The 19,469-nt window shown below is 47.0% G+C and carries 17 protein-coding genes; 14 read left to right on the top strand and 3 right to left on the bottom strand.

Annotated elements, in window-relative coordinates; translation table 11 throughout:
- The first annotated feature begins 6 nt into the window (after positions 1 to 6).
- The 13 genes from NGM62_RS03165 to NGM62_RS03105 all read left to right on the top strand — a co-directional run bounded on the left by NGM62_RS03165 (position 7) and on the right by NGM62_RS03105 (position 14,737).
- Positions 7 to 1,788, top strand: a complete 1,782-nt coding sequence (locus tag NGM62_RS03165) for a RagB/SusD family nutrient uptake outer membrane protein (RefSeq protein WP_262245745.1) — start codon at positions 7 to 9, stop codon at positions 1,786 to 1,788.
- Between the two features lie 26 nt (positions 1,789 to 1,814).
- Entirely contained in the window at positions 1,815 to 3,425 is a 1,611-nt protein-coding gene (locus NGM62_RS03160) for a hypothetical protein (RefSeq protein WP_262245744.1), read from the top strand.
- 32 nt (positions 3,426 to 3,457) lie between these two features.
- Positions 3,458 to 4,651: a sialidase family protein gene (locus NGM62_RS03155; RefSeq protein ID WP_262245743.1), complete on the top strand. Its 1,194-nt coding sequence runs from the start codon at positions 3,458 to 3,460 to the stop codon at positions 4,649 to 4,651.
- A gap of 75 nt (positions 4,652 to 4,726) precedes the next feature.
- Entirely contained in the window at positions 4,727 to 6,379 is a 1,653-nt protein-coding gene (locus NGM62_RS03150; RefSeq protein WP_262245742.1) for an arylsulfatase, read from the top strand.
- 455 nt (positions 6,380 to 6,834) lie between these two features.
- On the top strand, positions 6,835 to 8,079 hold the full coding sequence (locus tag NGM62_RS03145) for an IS110 family transposase (RefSeq protein WP_262245741.1): 1,245 nt from the start codon (positions 6,835 to 6,837) through the stop codon (positions 8,077 to 8,079).
- Between the two features lie 182 nt (positions 8,080 to 8,261).
- Positions 8,262 to 9,554 (top strand): TolB family protein, encoded by a 1,293-nt coding sequence (locus tag NGM62_RS03140; protein WP_262245740.1) that lies wholly within the window; start codon positions 8,262 to 8,264, stop codon positions 9,552 to 9,554.
- A gap of 236 nt (positions 9,555 to 9,790) precedes the next feature.
- A complete protein-coding gene (locus NGM62_RS03135; RefSeq protein WP_262245739.1) occupies positions 9,791 to 10,813 on the top strand; it encodes a hypothetical protein in 1,023 nt (340 codons plus the stop codon).
- 127 nt (positions 10,814 to 10,940) lie between these two features.
- A complete protein-coding gene (locus NGM62_RS03130; protein WP_262245738.1) occupies positions 10,941 to 11,342 on the top strand; it encodes a hypothetical protein in 402 nt (133 codons plus the stop codon).
- Positions 11,339 to 11,998, top strand: a complete 660-nt coding sequence (locus NGM62_RS03125; protein ID WP_262245737.1) for a Crp/Fnr family transcriptional regulator — start codon at positions 11,339 to 11,341, stop codon at positions 11,996 to 11,998. Before NGM62_RS03130 ends, NGM62_RS03125 begins: the two co-directional genes overlap by 4 nt.
- A gap of 22 nt (positions 11,999 to 12,020) precedes the next feature.
- The gene (locus NGM62_RS03120) at positions 12,021 to 12,347 is read left to right on the top strand and encodes a hypothetical protein (RefSeq protein ID WP_262245736.1); all 327 of its coding nucleotides are present in this window, start codon (positions 12,021 to 12,023) and stop codon (positions 12,345 to 12,347) included.
- Between the two features lie 520 nt (positions 12,348 to 12,867).
- Positions 12,868 to 13,251, top strand: a complete 384-nt coding sequence (locus NGM62_RS03115) for a MauE/DoxX family redox-associated membrane protein (RefSeq protein WP_262245735.1) — start codon at positions 12,868 to 12,870, stop codon at positions 13,249 to 13,251.
- Positions 13,252 to 13,319: 68 nt separating this feature from the next.
- Positions 13,320 to 13,628 (top strand): hypothetical protein, encoded by a 309-nt coding sequence (locus NGM62_RS03110; protein ID WP_262245734.1) that lies wholly within the window; start codon positions 13,320 to 13,322, stop codon positions 13,626 to 13,628.
- 128 nt (positions 13,629 to 13,756) lie between these two features.
- Complete coding sequence (locus NGM62_RS03105) at positions 13,757 to 14,737, top strand: hypothetical protein (protein ID WP_262245733.1); 981 nt, start codon at positions 13,757 to 13,759, stop codon at positions 14,735 to 14,737.
- Positions 14,738 to 14,755: 18 nt separating this feature from the next.
- On the opposite strand, the gene NGM62_RS03100 is transcribed toward NGM62_RS03105, so the two are convergent.
- The 3 genes from NGM62_RS03100 to NGM62_RS03090 all read right to left on the bottom strand — a co-directional run bounded on the left by NGM62_RS03100 (position 14,756) and on the right by NGM62_RS03090 (position 16,076).
- Positions 14,756 to 15,157, bottom strand: coding sequence for a type II toxin-antitoxin system VapC family toxin (locus tag NGM62_RS03100; protein ID WP_262245732.1), 402 nt, complete (start codon positions 15,155 to 15,157; stop codon positions 14,756 to 14,758).
- On the bottom strand, positions 15,157 to 15,390 hold the full coding sequence (locus tag NGM62_RS03095; RefSeq protein ID WP_262245731.1) for an antitoxin AF2212-like protein: 234 nt from the start codon (positions 15,388 to 15,390) through the stop codon (positions 15,157 to 15,159). The genes NGM62_RS03100 and NGM62_RS03095 overlap by 1 nt, the downstream gene beginning before the upstream one ends.
- Before the next feature lie 137 nt (positions 15,391 to 15,527).
- Positions 15,528 to 16,076, bottom strand: a complete 549-nt coding sequence (locus NGM62_RS03090) for a hypothetical protein (protein WP_262245730.1) — start codon at positions 16,074 to 16,076, stop codon at positions 15,528 to 15,530.
- Between the two features lie 541 nt (positions 16,077 to 16,617).
- Between NGM62_RS03090 and NGM62_RS03085 the strand changes: the two genes are divergently transcribed.
- Entirely contained in the window at positions 16,618 to 19,449 is a 2,832-nt protein-coding gene (locus NGM62_RS03085; RefSeq protein WP_262245729.1) for a SusC/RagA family TonB-linked outer membrane protein, read from the top strand.
- Positions 19,450 to 19,469 lie beyond the last annotated feature (20 nt).

Raw genomic sequence — 19,469 nt, 5'->3', positions numbered from 1 at the left:
ATAGTTATGAAAGCACTTAAAAAAATACTTACGATTATAGGGATATCGTTAGTAGTATCATCTTGCGAGGCTTTATTGGATAAAGACCCGCTCGACAGCCTTACTTCGGGTCAGGCTTTTGCGACAGAGCAGAATTTGGAGCTTTACACAAATGGTTTTTATCAAATGCTGCCCCCGGTACCATGGGCTAGAAAGTATTCGGGGAGTGGGGTAGAAGGTTGGTTTTTCAATCAAGATGTTATGAGCGATTTGACTGGATGGGCATTTGTCAATACGTATTTAACATCCAACTTTACCAGTAGGAACGCGCAAAACTGGACGTGGGGAAATCTAAGAAACATCAACTATTTTTTAGCCAATTACCGAAATAACGATGTCCCTGATAACATCAGGGATCACTATGCTGGTATTGCAAGGTTTTTTCGCGCTTGGTTCTATTTCGATAAGGTTAGTTTCTTCGGGGACGTGCCTTGGTATGGAGAGCCTTTGGAACCAGACAGTCCGCTTTTGTTCAAGGGCCGGGATTCACGAGAGATGGTTATGGATTCCGTCTTAGCCGACTTGGATTTTGCTGTGGCTCATATCAGTGATCGTAAAGACCCAACAAGTTCGATTATCACAAAATGGGTGGCACTCGCTTTGAAATCGCGTATCTGCCTATTCGAAGGTACGTTCAGGAAATATCATCACGAATTGGGATTGGCTTCCACGGCCGATTCTTGGTTGGAGAAGGCAAGAGATGCAGCGCTTTCTGTAATCAACAGTGGAAATTATTCTATATATGAAACGGGAAGTCCTCAAAGCGACTATCGCGAGCTCTTTACACGCGAGAATCCCATTAACGAGGAAATCATACTTGCTCGTATATATAACAATAGTCTTCAAGTATGGCATGATGGAACCCGCTTTTATGCAGTAAATGATGGTGTTTTTTTAACAAAACGGTTTGTTAATACTTACCTGAATATTGATGGAACGCGATTTACTGATAATTCCGATTATAATTCGACGATTTTTGTAGAAGAAGTTAAAAATCGTGATTACCGATTATCTCAGACCATTCGAACCCCCGCGTACACCTATTCCGACGGTTTTAAAGCCCCAATCAACTTTGGGAGAGCTCGAACGGGATACCAGGTTTTGAAATTCTCGTTAGATGATAAGCTATATGAAACGCTGGAACAAAACTATAACTCGATACCTATCTTTCGATACGCTGAAGTGCTATTGAATTATGCGGAAGCTAAGGCAGAACTCGGGGAGTTTACTTCCACTGACTGGGAAAATTCAATTGCACTGTTGAGGAAACGCGCGGGCATCCAAGACCTTTCCATGCCAACGGTAATAGACCCCTATATGAAGGAACAGTTCTACAGTGATTTGAATTCTGCGTCGCTGATGGAGATCCGACGGGAAAGAGCAATCGAGCTGTTTGGTGAGGGCGTTAGGTATGATGATCTAAAGCGATGGAGGCAGGGACATTTGCTTGAACGGGAAAAGGATGGATTTTACGTGCCCGAATTGAATGTCTTGATGGATATAAATGAAGACGGTCGCTCGGATGTGATGTTTGTTACAGGAAGTGTTGCAAATCCCGTAACAGGTGTTTATTATTTTGTTATCAATAATGCTACCCTGAAGCTTTCAGAAGGAGATAAAGGACGTATTCTTTGGCAGTCCAACGCACCGAGACTGTATCCTGATCATAAATATTTTGCGCCATTGCCGTTCAACGAATTGGTCGTAAACCCAAAACTGGAGCAAAACGACGGATGGGATCGCCCTTAAAGAAATTTTATCTAAAGAAATCTATCATGATTAGAAAATTGTTTGCGCTATTAAGTCTTAGTTTCATTATCGGTTTAATACAAGCTCAAGAGTTATTGGATGTTCGTCCGAAAGCCCTGAATATTGCGTCACGCTTAGAGTTATTTGTTGACGATTACCTGATTGACGAACTTAAAGGCTCTGCTCAGTTAATTTTGCACGAACCTGTCCCCAAAGAAGTCGTGATTGTGCACGATGAACCGTGGGAAGGAAATGCAACGAGTTATCACAGTATATTCAAAGATGGTGATACGTTTAAAATGTTTTATAGAGGAGGACATATTGGGGGGAATTCGGGTAAATTTCATCATAAGAATCTTTGCTATGCAGAGAGCAAGGATGGGATTAATTGGACGAAACCTGTTTTGAACTTATGCGAATTTAATGGCTCAACCAATAATAATATTGTTGTTATTTCTTATGGCAAGGAGAAAGAATACGAGGGAATGTACGTCACATGGAGCGGAGGTTTTTTCAAGGATACCAATCCCGCAGTCCGAGAAGATGAATTGTACAAAGGCTTAGTCATCCTTCATGGTGGGAAAGGCCCTGTACACAATAAGGGATTGTTGGCCGTGAAGTCTCCCGATGGAAAGCATTGGAGTCTATTGAGCAATAATCCAGTCATCGAAAAGGATGACGGAGGCTTCTTTGATTCACAAAATCTTGCTTTCTGGGATGCGGAGAGGCAAGAATATCGTATATATTGGCGTCATGGACAGGATGGCACACGACTAATCCGAACGGCAGTATCGAAAGATTTCATTCACTGGCACGGACATACCGATGTCAACTACATTGACTCACCAATCGAAGAGTTGTATCATTTCCCCATCAAACCATACTATCGGGCACCGCATATCTATGTGGGATTCCCCAGCAGATATGTAGAGAAGGATAGGTTCAGGTTTTCCCAGAAGGAGAGTTATGAACCTTTAGAAAACTTAACCAGTTCGCTGAATGCGTTACCGGGATACGAAGGTCGAATGACTAGAATGAAATTTAGTCAGAGGTATGGTACTGCTTTGACTGATGGGCTGTTCATGGCCTCAAGGGATGGCGCTCACTTTAAAAAGTGGAATCGAGTCTTCCTTCGCCCCGGCATAGAACGCGTCGGAAGTTGGACGTATGGTGATGGCTTTGTAGGGTGGCATCTCATTGAAACAACAAGTGAGTTTGAGGGCGCCCCTAATGAACTTTCGATTTATGCAGTAGAAAACTATTGGATTGGTGATGAAGGTACTAAACTGCGGCGCTACACGATGAGAGTAGACGGATTTGTTTCGGTAAATGCCGATATGAATGGAGGGGAGCTCATTACTAAGCCTATTCTTTTTGAAGGTGATGACCTGTATATCAATTTTTCTACTTCCGCAGCAGGTGAAGTGCGTGTGGAAGTACTAGAGGAGAACGGTTTTATTCCAATCCAGGGTTTTGAAGCGATTAATTGTTTCCCAGTATTCGGAGATTCCGTAGAACGGAGAGTGGAATGGAAGCGAGGAGAAGGGGAGACCATGTCGCTAAGTACTATTAACAAACCGGTTCGATTGAGGTTCGTATTAAAGGATGCCGACCTGTATTCATTCAGATTTAAATAATTAAAGTTGTCGTAAGTTTAATCTTATAAATCATGATATTTTATAAACATTTACGTGCCAGCAGCTTACTTGGTAGTGTGTTGTTGGTTTTGACAGGTTTCTTCGATGTAGGTAAGCTTGTGGCGCAGACAGTAAACGGTATTCCTGGAAAGACATTAGCAAACGGCGTATGGATTCCAAAAACGATTGATGAGATGCCAAGCGTTCCTTTAGGGCCATTTGTGCGACTTGATAATGGCAGCATTTTGGCAGTCGAAGATTCTCAGTCCCTCATCAGCAATGACGAGGGAAAGACATGGGAACGCCATAGGATTTTTAAAGAGGGAGATAAAATTCAATTCAAATATCACAATGCGTTGGTGAAGACCAAAAGCGGTGCAATTATACTTGCATTCATAAACTATGAGGAGAAAAGTTCCTATTGGAATCCAGAAATTAGAGATTGGAACGAACATTATGCCATTAGGCCAACCTATACAATTAGGAGTCTTGATGGTGGAAAAACCTGGCAAGATCTACAGAAGCTTCATAACGAATATACTGGTTGCATTAGAGACATGATAGAAACCCGGAACGGAAATGTCATTTTTACGACTATGATGGCTCGCCATCACCCGGGTCGACATGCGGTTCTGACTTATACATCTAGAGATGACGGTAAAACCTGGGAGCGTAGCAATATTATTGATTTGGGTGGGATTGGGCATCATGGAGGGGTTTCCGAATCGACCATTGAGCAATTGAAGGACGGGAGAATTTGGCAATTGATGAGGACAAACTGGGGTACATTTTGGGAAGCTTTTTCTGACGATGAGGGTTTGACTTGGAAGGATATCAAACCCACGATGATTTCGGCCAGTTCCGCGCCAGGAATCTTAAAGCGGATGTCGAACGGGAGGCTCGTTCTGATTTGGCATCGGCAGTTCCCTGAAGGAAAAACGCACCATGAATTGTGGGGTGGGGATGGCCAGTGGTCGGAAGTCGCAGCTAGCAATTTTAGAGAGGAGCTTTCCATGGCCTTTTCCGACGATGATGGGAAGACTTGGAGTAAGCCAAAAATCATCGCTAAGTACTTAGAGGATGGTTCAGGTAAGCGATTCTTCTTGAGTTATCCCTACGTTTTTGAAGTTAGTCCCGGAATTTTATGGGTTACTACGCATCATGGGAATTTACGGCTTAAATTAAATTATCGAGATTTCCTTTGCATTTACTGCCCGACTAATTAGACACGGCTAATTACATCCAAAGGGGTTCATGGAATTTGGTGAAATAGATATTTATCTTATAATTTCGAATTTTGCATGTGGAATAGACAGGTCGTATATGTGGGTACTGCCTTGGTTTTGGCGATTATAATTGCTGTTACGTTTTACCACTCGAGTTGTGGTAGCAAGGACAAGGCCAATAGGCCAAATATCATATTGATTTTGGCAGATGATATGGGTTTTTCGGACTTGGGAAGTTACGGAGCCACAAGAATTCGTACCCCAGTCTTGGATAGCTTGGCGTATCATGGCCTAAGGTTTACGCAATTTTATAATGGAGCGAAATGCTGTCCCACGAGGGCATCATTGATAACAGGGTTATATCCACATCAAACCGGGGTTGGGGGTATGGTTGCAGCCCATGATATACCGCCGCCGGTACCAAATGGTCCGTATCAAGGATACCTCAACCGCAATTGCGTAACAATAGCCGAAGTGTTGAGGGAGACGGGGTATTCGACGCTAATGGCCGGTAAATGGCATGTGGGCGAAAACCGCCCGCATTGGCCGACCGACCGAGGCTTCGATAAGTATTTCGGATTGATTAGTGGGGCCGCGAACTACTTTGATATTACCAAAACCGTGTGGAAGGGCGTCAAGCGAAAAATGGCCTTCAATGATTCGCTATATACTCCACCGAAAGAGGGGTTTTATATGACCGACGCGATTACAGACTACGCAATCCGATTTTTGGAAGAAGAGACGGGCAAACGCAATCCTTTCTTTCTATATCTATCCTATACAGCACCTCATAGTCCGCTTCAAGCGTTGGAATCCGATATAAATAAATATGAGGGGCAATTCGATATTGGATGGGATCGCCTAAAAAGGGAGCGGTTAGGAAGAATGCAGGAGCTTGGATTATTTGAAGGGCATGATCTATTTTCTGTACTGGAACGAGATGCTGCTTTGCTCTGGGATAATGTCGAGAATAAAAGAGATATGGCGTCGAAAATGGAAGTATATGCTGCTCAAATTGACCGGATGGATCAAGGTATTGGTCGAATACTAACCCAACTGAATAAGATGGGGAAAGATAAGAATACGCTCATTTTATTTCTATCGGATAATGGAGCCTCACCTGCGGGTGGGTATAGTGGGTTCGACTTTGGCCAAAATGGATATCAATGCGGTCATGAAGATTCTTACATGAGTTATGGCCAAGGATGGGCCAATCTCTCCAACACACCTTTCCGATCGTATAAAGGACACATGTACGACGGGGGAATTTGTACACCATTTATTGCATATTGGCCGTCCGAGATCAAGGCGGCTCAAATAACCCAACAACCGGGCTACGTCGTTGATATTATGAAGACCTTATGCGATGTCGGTCGCGCAACATATCCAAGTGAGTTCGCGGATAATCCAATCACCCCTACCCCTGGTCGCAGCTTATTGCCGATTTTTAGAGGGGAAGAGCTCAAAGAGCCTGAGTTTATGTTTTGGGAACATGGAGGTAACAGAGGGCTTCGTCATGGCAACCTCAAGCTCGTAGGTGACTTCGAGAGCCCTTGGGAATTATATGACCTGAGCAAAGATAGATTTGAAACGCACGATCTTGCCATTTCTAATCACGATCAGGTGTCAAGATTAGATACGATATATGAAAGTTGGGCACGTAAAGTTGGTGTTTATCTATACCCAAACCGGGATTTCATATATCGCGGTCAAAGTAAAGCACGTTGAGGTTAGACGCGATTTTATAAGGAAGGCTTTTCATGGTGTTCTTTGAGAGGGGGCGTTAATATGGGGACATATTAGAAGTTCTTATAGATAATTTGGGACATCCAAAACTAACTTACTATGCCAATAGCATGGTCTTTCAACCTACTTGGGGAGGAAGTGATAATGTAGATGTCGTTTGAGGTCCTGCTGATGGGATCAGGCCTGTAATTCATCATCTAGGCGAAGAAAGTGAAGTGAAGTTAGAAGTGAAATTGACGAATGCCCGCGGTCAGCTATTAGAATTTCGTATCTTCATCGGTATCAATCTTCCTGAGGGTCGTCATAGGAGTCCGCCGTTTCAATTTAAGCAAGTAGTAAACGGAACTTACTTTATACAATATGAAGCCAACATGAGATTATAGCACACACAGGGGCATGTAAATGGAGTTGCGTACCTTTCTTGAAATCATACAGCGATGAAGAAAGCACCAACATCAGAAGTCCCTAGGGTTCACTTCGAACAGGTAGTGAGCCGGGGTTGTGGCCTGGACGTTCATGAGAAGAACGTTGTTGCCACAGTAGACGGGGCGGAGTTAATCCGGGAGACGCGGACCTTCGACACGTACACGGGTTCTTTGAATGACTTACGCGATTGGTTACAGGGCCATGGGGTTACGCACGTTGCGATGGAAAGCACGGGAGTTTACTGGAAGCCGGTATTCAATATTCTGGAGGAAGACTTCACGGTCATCCTGGTGAATGCCCGGCACCTGAAGAACGTTCCAGGCCGGAAGACGGACAGAAAAGACAGCCAGTGGATATGCAGGTTGTTGTTGGCCGGTTTACTGAAGGCGAGTTTCATTCCGGAGGAGAAGATCCGCCAGCTGCGGGATGTGAACCGTTACTCGACGAAGCTGACGCAGCAGCTGGCCTCGGAGAAGAACCGGATCCAGAAGGTGCTTGAGGACGCGAACATCAAGTTAAGCAGCGTTGTGAGCAACACCTCGGGCGTTGTTTCCACGGGTATCATCGAGGGTCTTATGGCTGGCCGGACAGACCTGGAGGCGCTGATCGATGAACACTACCATGGCAAGCTGAAGGTAGGCAGGGCAGAGTTGCTGAAGGCGATCACCGGCCGGATGACCGACCACCACCGGTTCATGCTCCGGCAGATCAAACACCACATGGCTTACCTGGAATCGCAGATTGCCGTGTTGCAACAGGAAGTGGAGCGGTTGCTGGCAGATGACCGGGAAAGTATTGAGCTGCTGAAAACCATACCGGGTGTCAATACACTGAATGCGGTGAAGATGCTTGCCGAGGTTGGCACCAGTCCGGAAGAGACCTTCGGCAACCCGAAGCGGCTGGCCAAATGGGCGGGCATCTGTCCGGGCAACAATGAGAGCGGGGGCAAGCGGATGAGCGGCCGGACAACCCATGGCAACAAATACCTTAAGAGTTTACTGGTGGAGGCGGCATGGGCGGCTACCCGGACGAAGGGGACTTACCTCAGGGCCAAGTACGACAGCATGGCGGCACGTAAAGGACGCAAAAAGGCGCTATTGATAATAGGACACAAGATCCTGACCGCTGCCTATATTGTCCTGACCGCCAGGCTGTCGTACATGGCTTACTCGGTGGAGGAGTTTGAAAGGCGCCGTAACCAAAAGCGTATAGCACATTTGCAGAATGAATTGAAGGGATTGGGCATCCGTGTCTGATCCCTGAAATGAAAGCCGGAATAGTTACTGGTGGGTTGGACCCCGCATATGAAACAGGTGTTGCACAGCTAAGCACACAGGGTTGAGCCTAGAGCTCGCAGATGAAATTTTACAACTCTTGGCTGTGCTTTATTAACAGATTTGAAACCGTTAGCTGATAACAGCCGACAAATTATTTATAGATGAAATCTTTGAGATTTAGTGGAGAGAATCGTTTTAAGGAAATGCAAATATGGGTGTTCTATGTTGTCGTGAATGCATTGATTTTATCTTGTAATGAAAGACAAACTACTGGACTAGTTGTAGTGTTCCCTAAGGTAAGTGAGCCAATACAATTGACGAAAGGGCCGTATGATCATTTGTATGCTAGCTATTATGGTATTAATTCTTGGAATAAATCTCAACGTCATGTGACGGTACTGCGAACGTCTGTCAAAGATCGCCTTCCAAATGAAAATGATGCAGCAATACTGGGATTAGTGGATATTAATACATTTAAATTTATTCCTTTGACGGCTACACGAGCTTGGAACTTTCAAGAGGGGTGCATGGCCCATTGGCTGGGTAGTTCACCGGATTCATTGATTATATATAACGACTATCGAGAAGGAAAATCGGTGTCGGTAATTTTAAATGTACACACAAAAGAAGAAATCCGTACTTTTCCGTACCCCGTAAGTTCGGTCTCACCGGATGGGAAATATGCAGTAAGTATAAACTATTCGAGATTAAGACTAACTCGGCCAGACTATGGCTACGGCGGCAACGGGCAGGACGTAAGAAGAAATGTGATGTATCCGGAAGATGATGGTTTGTTTTTGATTGATCTAGAAAATGGCACATCGGAACTGCTGGTTTCCATAGCGGCGATCGTTGACTACATTCCAAAAATAGACAGTCACGAAGGTCTAGAATATTTCTGCCATACGTTGTTTAGTCGTGACGGATCAAAAATTTCATGGATGGCAAGGGGATTCCCGAAGCGGAGTACCACGGCATTTACTGTTAATTTGGACGGGAGTGGCTTGGAACGCTGTTTTCCAGATGGCTGGGATGGTTCACATTATGATTGGTTGAATGCCAATGAACTGATGTTTACTGTTAGGTATAAAGGGGCTCAATATGCGCACGTGTTATTCGAAGTGGGAAAGAAGAGATACAAACGATTGGGAAGTGGTTTATTGGATTACGATGGACACGGTACCTTTTCCCCTGACGGGAAGTGGATGATCACAGATTCTTACCCATCAGGAGAATTAAGAGAACAGAAATTATACCTTATGGATATGGCGACGGAGGCAGTCCTTCCGCTTGGAAGATTTTATCACGCACCACAATATGATTCGGATAACGACTGGTTAAGGTGTGATTTGCACTGTAGATGGAGTCCCAATGGTGATATGGTTGGTTTCAATTCCACTCATAATGGCACTCGGCAGGTTTATATGATGACAATGGATTTGCCGGTAAAGTGATACGTAGTGTAGGGCGAACTGTCGTGGTCAATACCATTTATGCTATAAACTCCTTTGAGGAATCGGATACATAAAACTTTTGTATGAATCCAAAGGTTTCGTTGTAAAATATAACCATAATACCGTAATCTACCATTAGTTTTCTAAGCGCTTGATTGCTATCTTTGCAGCACCAAAAATCCGTTTGCCTTCCTAATGAGGACAAACCAAACTGAACACTGCAAAATTGCTGGCAGATGCAAAAACATTTTCTACGGATGCGGCATTTACCGCCCATCCAGATTCAATATTTCGACGGCTGGATATCCGCCATCGTGGCACTTTTTATTGGCTTATTCATGGTGCTTTACACCGGAGATGATGGTTTCGGCAAGGCCATCCGGGATTGGGATTTTTACAAGGCTGCCGGACCAAGCTGTTTGGTCGCTTACATAGTACTGAACCTCGTATCCCGAAGCTTTAAACAATTGGATGTCTCGCACCCGTGGTATGCAAGGCCTCTGATGCGTACAGCGCTGCAACTCTACCACGGGGTCATCATCCCGTCGCTGGTACTGATGGGATTTTTTGCTATTTATTTCATCGAGCGGGAAGCGCCTGATGCCATACCGCGGTACTACCACATCGATTATCCCTTTGCGGTCGTGATGGTTCTTGCAGTCAACGTAATCTACCTGAATTATTTCATGCAGAAAAGTCGATCAGCGCGGCGGGCCATACGGAACTGGTGGGAAGCACAAGCGGCAAGCATGGCCGCGGACGGGATTGGAAAACTCCCGCCATGGCAGAGGCGTAAGGGATTGGGGGCTGGGCCGCGGAGGCTGTTGCTGGCTGTTAAGTCGGTAGTAATTCCGAAAAGGAAACGTGGCAGACCGGTACGGGGAATCCTGGAGCATGTCGATAAGGAGAAATTCCAGCAGGAAGCCAAGGTGGATGTTGCTTGCTATGATAATAGCGGACTGAAGGAATCGGTCTGGGAGTACCGGATGGATGGCACGCGCGAGTTCAATATGAAACTATCGGTGATGGACCTATACGAACTGCTGGATCGTCAGCAATTTTTCGAATATGACCAATTTAAGTTGGTCAATCGTGATGCGATTGCCGAGCCTTACAAAGAAGGCATCTATTGGTACCTGCCACTGAAGATGCGGTTTACCGTTGATGGGCGAAACCAAGCCAGGGTGCTAAAGGTGACCAAGCGGCGAGGGAAGGAGTTTGAGGCTTGGTGGTTTGGTGTACCCACCGATTCCGATTGAGTGGGCAGCACCCATCCAATCCCTTTAAATCCCTAAAAACATTGGTTTTTCTTGCGCAGGGCGATAGGTTTGCAATGGTGACCGACGTGTGTTCGGTCGTTTCATTAACAATAATCAAACTTACGTCATGGAAAAGGACTTAACAGTACAATTTGATTTTACCCCCGCGGGGGTGGTACAGTACAACGCTTGGTTGAGCGGCTTAAGCGAACATGACCGGCAAGCGGAAGCGATGCTGGCCATTAGCGGATTAGGTGAATTTTTAGAAACCCGGTTTGTCCTCACCGAAGAGCAACTGGAGTACGCGGAAAACTTGGAGGAAGGAATCGCGTATCTATGGGCGCGGCAGATTGCTTATGCCATCGATTACCAGCTGCCGCTTGAACTTGTTAAACCTGAACAGTCTATACGGGCTAGCACGAAGTACATCCGCTCGGAATCAAATACGTCTGCCGGTGAGCCGGCGCCGACCGCCCGGACGGGCGATTTCCTCCGTTTCGTGATCACCGAGCACGGCGATTCCGCATGAAAACCGTTGCCGCATCAGCGTTTCCGATGTATGACGCATCGAATGCCGAACTGGAGCAGGTCATTGCGGCACTGCATCACCTGTACCGGCCATTGCATAAACCATTGGACGCAGCATTTCTGGAAGCACTGCGTTATTCGCTCCGTCGGCAAGAGTTACCCAAAGCCACCGTATTGGTGGCCGCGGGTAACTTTCCGGAACGTGTGTATTTTCTACTGGATAGTAGTGCCGTAGCGTATGAAGGAGTGCGCGGTGGCGCTGTATTATGGATACGTCGGCAAGGCGATTTCATCCTGCCGGATACACTGCCTACCCGGGAGAAAAGCCATTATACGGCGATTGTGGAGCAAGAGGGAACGGTGCTATCAATCGGTGCAGAAGCCTATTGGCATTGCTGCGACACACACCCGGATGCATGGCGGCTCACAGCGCTGTGGCTATTGGCCATGCGTAAACGCGAATATGAACGACTTACGGCCATTCGTGCCGCGACATCCGTTGCCGAACGGGTCTGCTGGTTGTTGCAACAATGGGACGATGCACTGGCCGTGTTTCCCGACGCTGTGCTGGCAAGCTACCTTGAAACGACACGCGAATGGTTGAACAAACAGAAGGATGCCGGCTTCAGTCTCTACAGGAGCAGACGGCAACGTTAATACCTAACTAAATCGTATAATAATGAAGAACATGTACACCCTTTGGGAAGAAATTCTCCGCGAACACCAACGAACAAATGACCTACTGGAAGTGCGGCTACCTAAACCGGTTAAAGAAGTGAAAATACTGCCGGAATTCATCGACACCACATGGGCATGCAGCGAATTGCATATCGGCCGCACCACGTTTTATGCTTGGGTGCGCGGGCGACTGCTACACCCGGTAGACCGCCAAGGGAAAAGCGATTACTATAATGCCGAGGAGGTGAGACGCTTGTATCAACGACACCGGCAGGAGCGGCTGCCTTATCGGTATATGCAACCTGAGGAAGCGAAAGGCGCAGCGTAAGACCACGGAATCGACGGTTGGTTTTCATAAAACAAACAACGGTTGCTTGGATAGACCGGTCGGTGCTTAGTTCTCTTTGATGGGTGATGGGCTGCTACTGGCTATACGTTTAAATCCCTGCCCGACGAAAGTAGTACAATGATGATCATATGGCGATTCCCGGTTGGGGATTGCCATGTGCCAACATGTGGTTTTAAACGTTCGGGCGGTTGCGCTGGATCTCCTGTCGGTTAGCTACTACAACCGATCGCCGATGCAAAAAGGGATGGTCGTTCGGGCGAATAACACCCTTGTAGGTTACATATAGCGATCGGTAGTTTCCATCCATCCATCATGACGATACAATCATCGACCGGTTTCCCACGATTTCCGGTCAGCGATTTTCGAGAAGTCGCCGTTGAAAATGGCCGTTTTTTGAAAAGAGTGAAGCGCTTCACACCCGATTCGGTTTTTCTGTGAAGCTGTTCGCATCCAAAAGGTAAAACGGCAGTTTACCTTTGCTCTATAATCCTAATGAACGATGAAATTGCTGATGTTGATAGCCTGTTTTGCTCTTTTTGTTTATTCCGGCGTGGACAAGCTGGCACACCGGACGGCATTTGAGATCCAGGTGGGCAAATCGCCCATCCTCACGGGGCATGAAACATTCGTGTCGTGGTCGATTCCTATTGCCGAGTTGGCTATTGCGGTATTGCTTTTCCTTCCGTGGACGCGGCTTATCGGCTATTACGGGTTCTTTACACTGATGGTGGGTTTCACGATTTACATTAGCGTGCTGATGAGCGGAGCAGACCGTCCACCTTGTGGGTGCAATGCGCTGTTCGAGTCGTTATCGTTGAAGGACCATGTGTATATAAACCTGGCATTTATCGGGATGTCGGTGTATGGCATATTGAAGGAATAAAAAAAACCGGGGACGCCGAAAACCGGAGAAATAGAGTAGGTGCTTACATAATTTAACTTGCTTATCTCATGGGAAGAAAGCAATTAATCGCACTCGTACTGGCCGCAGTGGTGTCAGTGGGAGGCGTGGTGGCCCAAGGGGTCATCCAGAAACCGTCGGCTGTGGACGAGCCGGTGAGGAAGTATTTTGATCCTGAAGCGGGGATACCTTGTCAGGATTGCGTAGAAGAGGAGGAACAAACTTGCCAGACCAATGTGACGGATTTTCCGTGTATGTGCGAGGCGACGGCCGGATCCCAATCTGGGAACTTGGTGCAGGCACACTTGGAAAACGTCGCGTCTGAATCGTGCGTTGCGTTGTATCGGTCCATCCAATAATCTTCACTTCTATCTCCTATTTAAAGGGGGAAGGGGGCGCTGGGACATTGGTTTCCGGCGCTCATTTTTAAAATCTTTCTGATATGCAAGGCAGAGCGAAATTCATATGGCTTGTTGGATGCACTGTTATGGCTGTAGTTTGCATAGGCTGGTTATATTATAACAGGCCGTTACGCGCAAACCAACAATTTCTTGGGTTCTCGCGTACCCTACAGTCTACACTCCAACCAACAGTCCGTCTGACCCTGTCCAACTACGATTTTTATTTGGCCGGTATCACAAGCGACAGCCTTTACCTTGGTAACCATAACCGCATCATGCATAGCTGGCAGGCAGGGCTCCATACGCTAGATATCGCGAGCACCCCGATTCAATCGGCCCGATTTGGCTTTGAGCAACTCGCCCTGCGCGTGCAGGGCAATTATTTTTATATCCTGGACGGCATCAAACCTTTCGTACGCTACGGCTGGCGCGGTCAATGGTGGGCCTATGAACTAATGGATAGCGTTTATTTCTTGCAGGCGGCGCCTACTTCTGATCGGGGGCTTGTGATGCTGGGCATGGTAAACAGCGAAAATGCACTCGGTAAGTGGCAGGACGGCATGAAAGCCCCCAAATGGCATACCGACCTTTTGGAGAAGCAGGTGGACGGTTTTTTCTGCACTTATGGTAAGCTACATGCCGATGGCGCGAACAACCGGGTAGTATACGTTTACACCAACCGAAATCAATACCTCGTTGCAGATACGAATCTGGTGGTTCAATACTGGGCAAACACCATTGATACCATCAGCCAAGCGAAAATAAAAGTGGGGCGTCTGGATTCGATGACGACTACACTTGCCTCGCCGCCCATGCCGGTGAATGTGCACAGTGCGGTGGATGGCAATTTGTTGTATGTGCACAGCAACATCATGGCCGCCAATGAAAGCAGGGATGATTTTGAGCAGCATATTGTCATTGATGTGTATGATTTAGATGAGCGTGGCACTTACCAATACAGCTTTTATATTCCCAAGATACCGATGAAACCGTTCAAAGGTTTTTTGGTGAAAAAGCAGCGTTTGTTTGCGTTGTTTGGAGATGAGTTGGTAGGGTATGGGCTGTAGGTGAGGAGTGTGTCAGCGTCATGTTCGGATAATCGGTACGTAATGTTGGTACCCTTCAAACTTTTCATCTGTCGACAGGATTGCCAAATCATGTGCCTTTGCAGTAGCGATAATCATTCGGTCAAAAGGATCACGATGGTTTTCATGCAACGGGACCTGAGCGTATTCGGCTATCGTTTCATGACTAAGCGGTATGAAATTGAATCCATCTTCTTTTCCTACCGTTATGATGTCCGTAATATCAACATTGAAGTCAGGGAGCTTACTAATCGTTTGTTTAATTGTGATTTCGTAGAGGCTGATATCAGATACGTAAATAGTATGTTTGCTGTCAGTAATCAATTCTAAAGCAGTCGCTCTCAAATTTGGATGGTTAAGCTGAAACCAAATCAGGATTTGTGTGTCAATTAGGATTTGCATTACATATAATCCTTCATGTCCTCAATGGGGTCGTTGAAGTCTTCAGGAATATCGAGAAGCTTACCTTTGTGATGCTGTAAGCGCAGAAGTCCCCCTGGCTTCCTAACCTTTTTGGAATTCAATCTTTCCTCATTAAGAAACGTGATCACTACGTCAGCCTTCTTGATACCGCGGACAGGTTCTAAAAGCCTAAGTACACCATTTTCGTAAACACCTTTAATCGCCGTATACATGCCAATTCGTTTTATGCGAAAATAACGAATAATTTTGACAAAACCACATTATTTGTCTCAGTACTTTTAGCGACCATAACGGTCTGGAGCTATTTAAGGACAAGCTTTAGATGACGCGGCAGAAGGAGAAGTTTTACCTATTTCTTCCTATACCTTTTAGGCTTCGCCTTTTCGTCCACCGCTAGCCAGCCTTTTTTTACGGCATTGTCTAGGGTGTTGGGTGTGCTGGAGGGGAGGTATTCGAACTTGTATTTTGTTTTGCAATAGGAAATGACCTGCTCGGCGGTGACCCACTCACTGAAGAGGTCGGTTGCTAAAAGCCTGAACTCAATAAGGTCGATAAGATCAGGTCGGTCATAGATGATTTTGTATGCGTCGGAACCGATGGCCTCGTGAAACCTTTTCATCCGGCTTTTTAGCTGCCTTTCGGTAGGCAGCGGTTTGTCGAAATCATAAAACTCCTTATGCGTGTAACCGTAGAAAAGAATCAATGCGCTGAGTTTGTCTGTGTGACCGCCGGTCTCTCCTTCTTCAAGGCTGCCAATTGTTTGTCCATCAACACTTATCTTTTTACCTATTGTTCCTCTTGATAAAACCAATATCGCTCTTGTTTTGAGTAGCTTGTCTCCTGATTTCTTATTTAATTCTCTGATTATATCTTTGTATATCAATGATTTGTTATCCATAAAAAATATTTTTAAACGAATATTTTTGATTTACTATTTGTATGCGTATCTTTGTTCAACCATCCCCACGAAGCGGATGCAGCATGAATGAGTTGACAAGAAAAACACAGTGCCTATGGCATAAATGAATGATTACATATAACTGATGTAGGTAAATACATTGAAGGTCTCGTTCCCCAAAAATCCGATACAAGAGACGAGGCAACAGGTATATACCCATATCCACACATTTGGCTATCTTTGCCACTAGTGGATTGGGTCCTGTTGTAGAAGCGTGTCTTGTGTCGGAAACATAAGGGGCCACGTGGAGGCAGGATTCCAATCCATACTTTTTTTGCGACCGTATGGAAGCCTAACCAGCCCTTTTATGTACCCTACGCCACTTACTAAACCAAAGGGTAAAAATGAAGAAAAAATCCGACAAAATAGGCGGAATGGATGCCTTTTGCATTCTTTTTGCCAAGAAACCTAAAAAGCCGAGTTAGCTGTCGAGTTGAATCGATCGAAGACTCGTTAACCATTATTGATGACCTAATAACTCATGATGAATAAGAAACAACACCTATTCATACGGGCTGGCTATGCCCTTATCCTGTCCTTTCCATGCGTAAGCACCTGTGCCTGGGCGGCCGGCAACACGCCGGCCCCCGCGGCTACGGGCTATCGCGCAGATACCGTCAACATACGGAAGGACACGCTCGCCATCGAAGAAGTAGAAATCAATGCGGGGTACTATACTGTGAAAGACCGCGAACGGACCGGAAGCATCGCCCGTGTAACGGCAAAAGAAATCGAGCAACAACCTGTCCTAAATCCGTTGGAAGCCCTCAAAGGCCACATGGCCGGTGTAGACATCCAGCAACAAAATGGTGAAATCGGTGCCGGATTTACCGTTCGCATCCGTGGACAGAACAGTTTACGGTCCGATCCAGGTGTAAATGACCCGCTGTATCTGATTGACGGGGTGCCGTTCACTTCAACTTCCCTGCAGCAGCCGGGCGGTTACATTCAATCCAATCCGCTCAACACCCTCAACCCAAGTGATATCGCCAGCATTGAGGTGCTCAAGGATGCTGATGCCACGGCCATCTACGGAAGCCGTGGGGCCAATGGGGTTGTGCTAATCACCACAAAAATGGGTCAGCTTGGAAAAGCCCGCCTCACGGTCGGCACCAATTTCGGCGCAGGGAAAGTGCGCAAATTCATGGACTTGCTCAATACCGAGCAATATTTGGAAATGCGGCGGGAAGCGTACGCCAATACCCCCTCGGCCTCGATGACCGGCAACGCAGCGCGCGACTTGCTGGAATATGATCAAACCAAATATACCGACTGGCAGCGGGCACTACTGGGTGGCACAGCAGGTCGCACGGACACCCGAGCCTCGTTGAGTGGGGGCAGCAGTGCGGTGCGCTACCTGCTCAGCGGCAGTTTTTTGAAACAAGGCAATGTTTACCCCGGCGACTTCGGCTATAGGCGCGGAAGCGGACATGCATCACTCAGTACTGGAGGAGAAAACGACCGCCTACGGGCACAACTGGCCATCACCTACAGCCAGGATCACACGAACTTGCCCAACTTCCGCAATAATATCACCCCATTGGCACTGACCCTCCCCCCAAATGCGCCAGACATGCTTGACGAAAACGGGGATATCAATTGGCCGGGCACTACCTTCAACAACAACCCGATGGGGTATCTGCGCCAGCCTTACGACCAGACTAATCGCAACAGCAATGTGCTGGCATCAATGGCCTACCGAGTATGGGAGCGGCTGGAATTGAAGGTGAATATAGGGTTTAACCAACTGGAGATGGATGAAGAATTGACAAACCCCGGCAGTACGCGGAACCCAGCGTTAAATCCGGAAAGCCAAGTGGAGTGGAAAGATAATAGGTTGATTACTTGGAATATCGAGCCTCAAGCGACTTATCGTATGCGGATAGGCCCCGGTCACCTGCTCGCGTTGGTGGGCAGTACGTTTCAACAGATGGACAGTGAAGGCCATGCGTTCCGGGCATTCGGCTTTGCCAATGAACAACTTCTGCGCAACAAAAGAGCAGCTGATCTGCTTCAGTTTAACAGTAATCCGCAGACCGAATACCGTTACCTCGCGGCCTTTGCGCGCATCAATTACGCATTAAACGACCGCTATTTTCTAAACCTGACGGCGCGGCGGGATGGCAGTAGCCGCTTCGGGCCGGGCAAACGTTGGGGCAATTTCGGTGCGGTGGGGGCGGCTTGGTTGTTTGCCGAGGAGGTTGGCATAAAGCGCGCGCTGCCATGGTTATCGTTTGGCAAGCTACGGGCCAGCTATGGCATTACGGGCAGTGACCAGATTGATGATTATGGCTACCTTGCCGCTTATTCGTTTAGCAACTCCTTTCTCTATCAGGTATCAGGGGTTACCCCCACCCGCTTGGCCAATGCCGACTATCAATGGGAGACCAACCGGAAGCTCGAAACGGCACTTGAAATCGGCGTGCTGGATAATCGGGTCCGCGGCACTCTGGCTTGGTACCGCAACCGGAGTGGTAACCAGTTGGTGGGGTATCCACTGCCCGCCATCAGCGGCTTTACGTCTGTTCAGTTTAACTTGCCCGCCGAGGTGCAGAACAGCGGATGGGAGATGGAGGTCTATTCGGTTAACCTGCGAAGCGACCAATTCGAGTGGAATACTGCAGTTAACCTGAGTTTCCCCCAGCGCAAATTATTATCATATCCAAACATCGCGGCGAGTAGTTATGCAACAACGTATCAGGTTGGTGAAAGCATGGATCGGAACCGGGTATATCATTACGTCGGCGTAAATCCCGAGACCGGAAAGTATGAATTTGACGACGTGGACGGAAACGGCAGTGCCAACGATGCCGACCGTATCTGGCGCGATAAATACCGTACCATTTATGGTGGCGTGCAGAATAGCTTTCGTTATGGTGGGATAACAATCAGTGTCGCACTGCAATTAGATAAACGAGAACGTCGTTATGAACAGGCGTTTGCCGCCCCCGGAGCGGCAATCGGTAATCAACCCATAGGGGTGATGGATCGTTGGCAGCATCCGGGCGATGAAAAACCGATCCAACGGTTTTCGACTGGCTTTAACGAATATTACACCCAGCATAGCTACCTGAGTTTTAATAGCAATGCCTGGCTGGAAAACCTTTTTTTCGTACGACTCTCAAATGTAGCACTGGCGTGGCAGTTGCCGGAAACGTGGTGCCAGGCACTGGGCATACAGCATTTACGACTATCGGTCAACGGACAGAACCTCTGGGTACACGATCGCCGGAATCGTCTGGATCCCGAAGTGGGTGGTTTGAACCTGCCGTTATTGCGGGTGATTACGGGAGGTATACAGCTAACGTTTTGATAAACCATAAATGTCATTTT

It is taken from the genome of Parapedobacter soli, from assembly GCF_025460835.1.
In the GTDB taxonomy this organism is placed as follows: domain Bacteria; phylum Bacteroidota; class Bacteroidia; order Sphingobacteriales; family Sphingobacteriaceae; genus Parapedobacter; species Parapedobacter soli.
Note: the sequence above shows the minus strand (reverse complement) of the source record. Positions and strands in the feature narration are given on the sequence as shown.

Excerpts from the sequence above, each read along its gene's own strand:
- NGM62_RS03165 (WP_262245745.1), top strand. The coding sequence starts at position 7 with ATGAAAGCACTTAAAAAAATACTTACGATTATAGGGATATCGTTAGTA.
- NGM62_RS03160 (WP_262245744.1), top strand. The coding sequence starts at position 1,815 with ATGATTAGAAAATTGTTTGCGCTATTAAGTCTTAGTTTCATTATCGGT.
- NGM62_RS03155 (WP_262245743.1), top strand. The coding sequence starts at position 3,458 with ATGATATTTTATAAACATTTACGTGCCAGCAGCTTACTTGGTAGTGTG.
- NGM62_RS03150 (WP_262245742.1), top strand. The coding sequence starts at position 4,727 with ATGTGGAATAGACAGGTCGTATATGTGGGTACTGCCTTGGTTTTGGCG.
- NGM62_RS03145 (WP_262245741.1), top strand. The coding sequence starts at position 6,835 with ATGAAGAAAGCACCAACATCAGAAGTCCCTAGGGTTCACTTCGAACAG.
- NGM62_RS03140 (WP_262245740.1), top strand. The coding sequence starts at position 8,262 with ATGAAATCTTTGAGATTTAGTGGAGAGAATCGTTTTAAGGAAATGCAA.
- NGM62_RS03135 (WP_262245739.1), top strand. The coding sequence starts at position 9,791 with ATGCAAAAACATTTTCTACGGATGCGGCATTTACCGCCCATCCAGATT.
- NGM62_RS03130 (WP_262245738.1), top strand. The coding sequence starts at position 10,941 with ATGGAAAAGGACTTAACAGTACAATTTGATTTTACCCCCGCGGGGGTG.
- NGM62_RS03125 (WP_262245737.1), top strand. The coding sequence starts at position 11,339 with ATGAAAACCGTTGCCGCATCAGCGTTTCCGATGTATGACGCATCGAAT.
- NGM62_RS03120 (WP_262245736.1), top strand. The coding sequence starts at position 12,021 with ATGAAGAACATGTACACCCTTTGGGAAGAAATTCTCCGCGAACACCAA.
- NGM62_RS03115 (WP_262245735.1), top strand. The coding sequence starts at position 12,868 with ATGAAATTGCTGATGTTGATAGCCTGTTTTGCTCTTTTTGTTTATTCC.
- NGM62_RS03110 (WP_262245734.1), top strand. The coding sequence starts at position 13,320 with ATGGGAAGAAAGCAATTAATCGCACTCGTACTGGCCGCAGTGGTGTCA.
- NGM62_RS03105 (WP_262245733.1), top strand. The coding sequence starts at position 13,757 with ATGGCTGTAGTTTGCATAGGCTGGTTATATTATAACAGGCCGTTACGC.
- NGM62_RS03100 (WP_262245732.1), bottom strand. The coding sequence starts at position 15,157 with ATGCAAATCCTAATTGACACACAAATCCTGATTTGGTTTCAGCTTAAC.
- NGM62_RS03095 (WP_262245731.1), bottom strand. The coding sequence starts at position 15,390 with ATGTATACGGCGATTAAAGGTGTTTACGAAAATGGTGTACTTAGGCTT.
- NGM62_RS03090 (WP_262245730.1), bottom strand. The coding sequence starts at position 16,076 with ATGGATAACAAATCATTGATATACAAAGATATAATCAGAGAATTAAAT.
- NGM62_RS03085 (WP_262245729.1), top strand. The coding sequence starts at position 16,618 with ATGATGAATAAGAAACAACACCTATTCATACGGGCTGGCTATGCCCTT.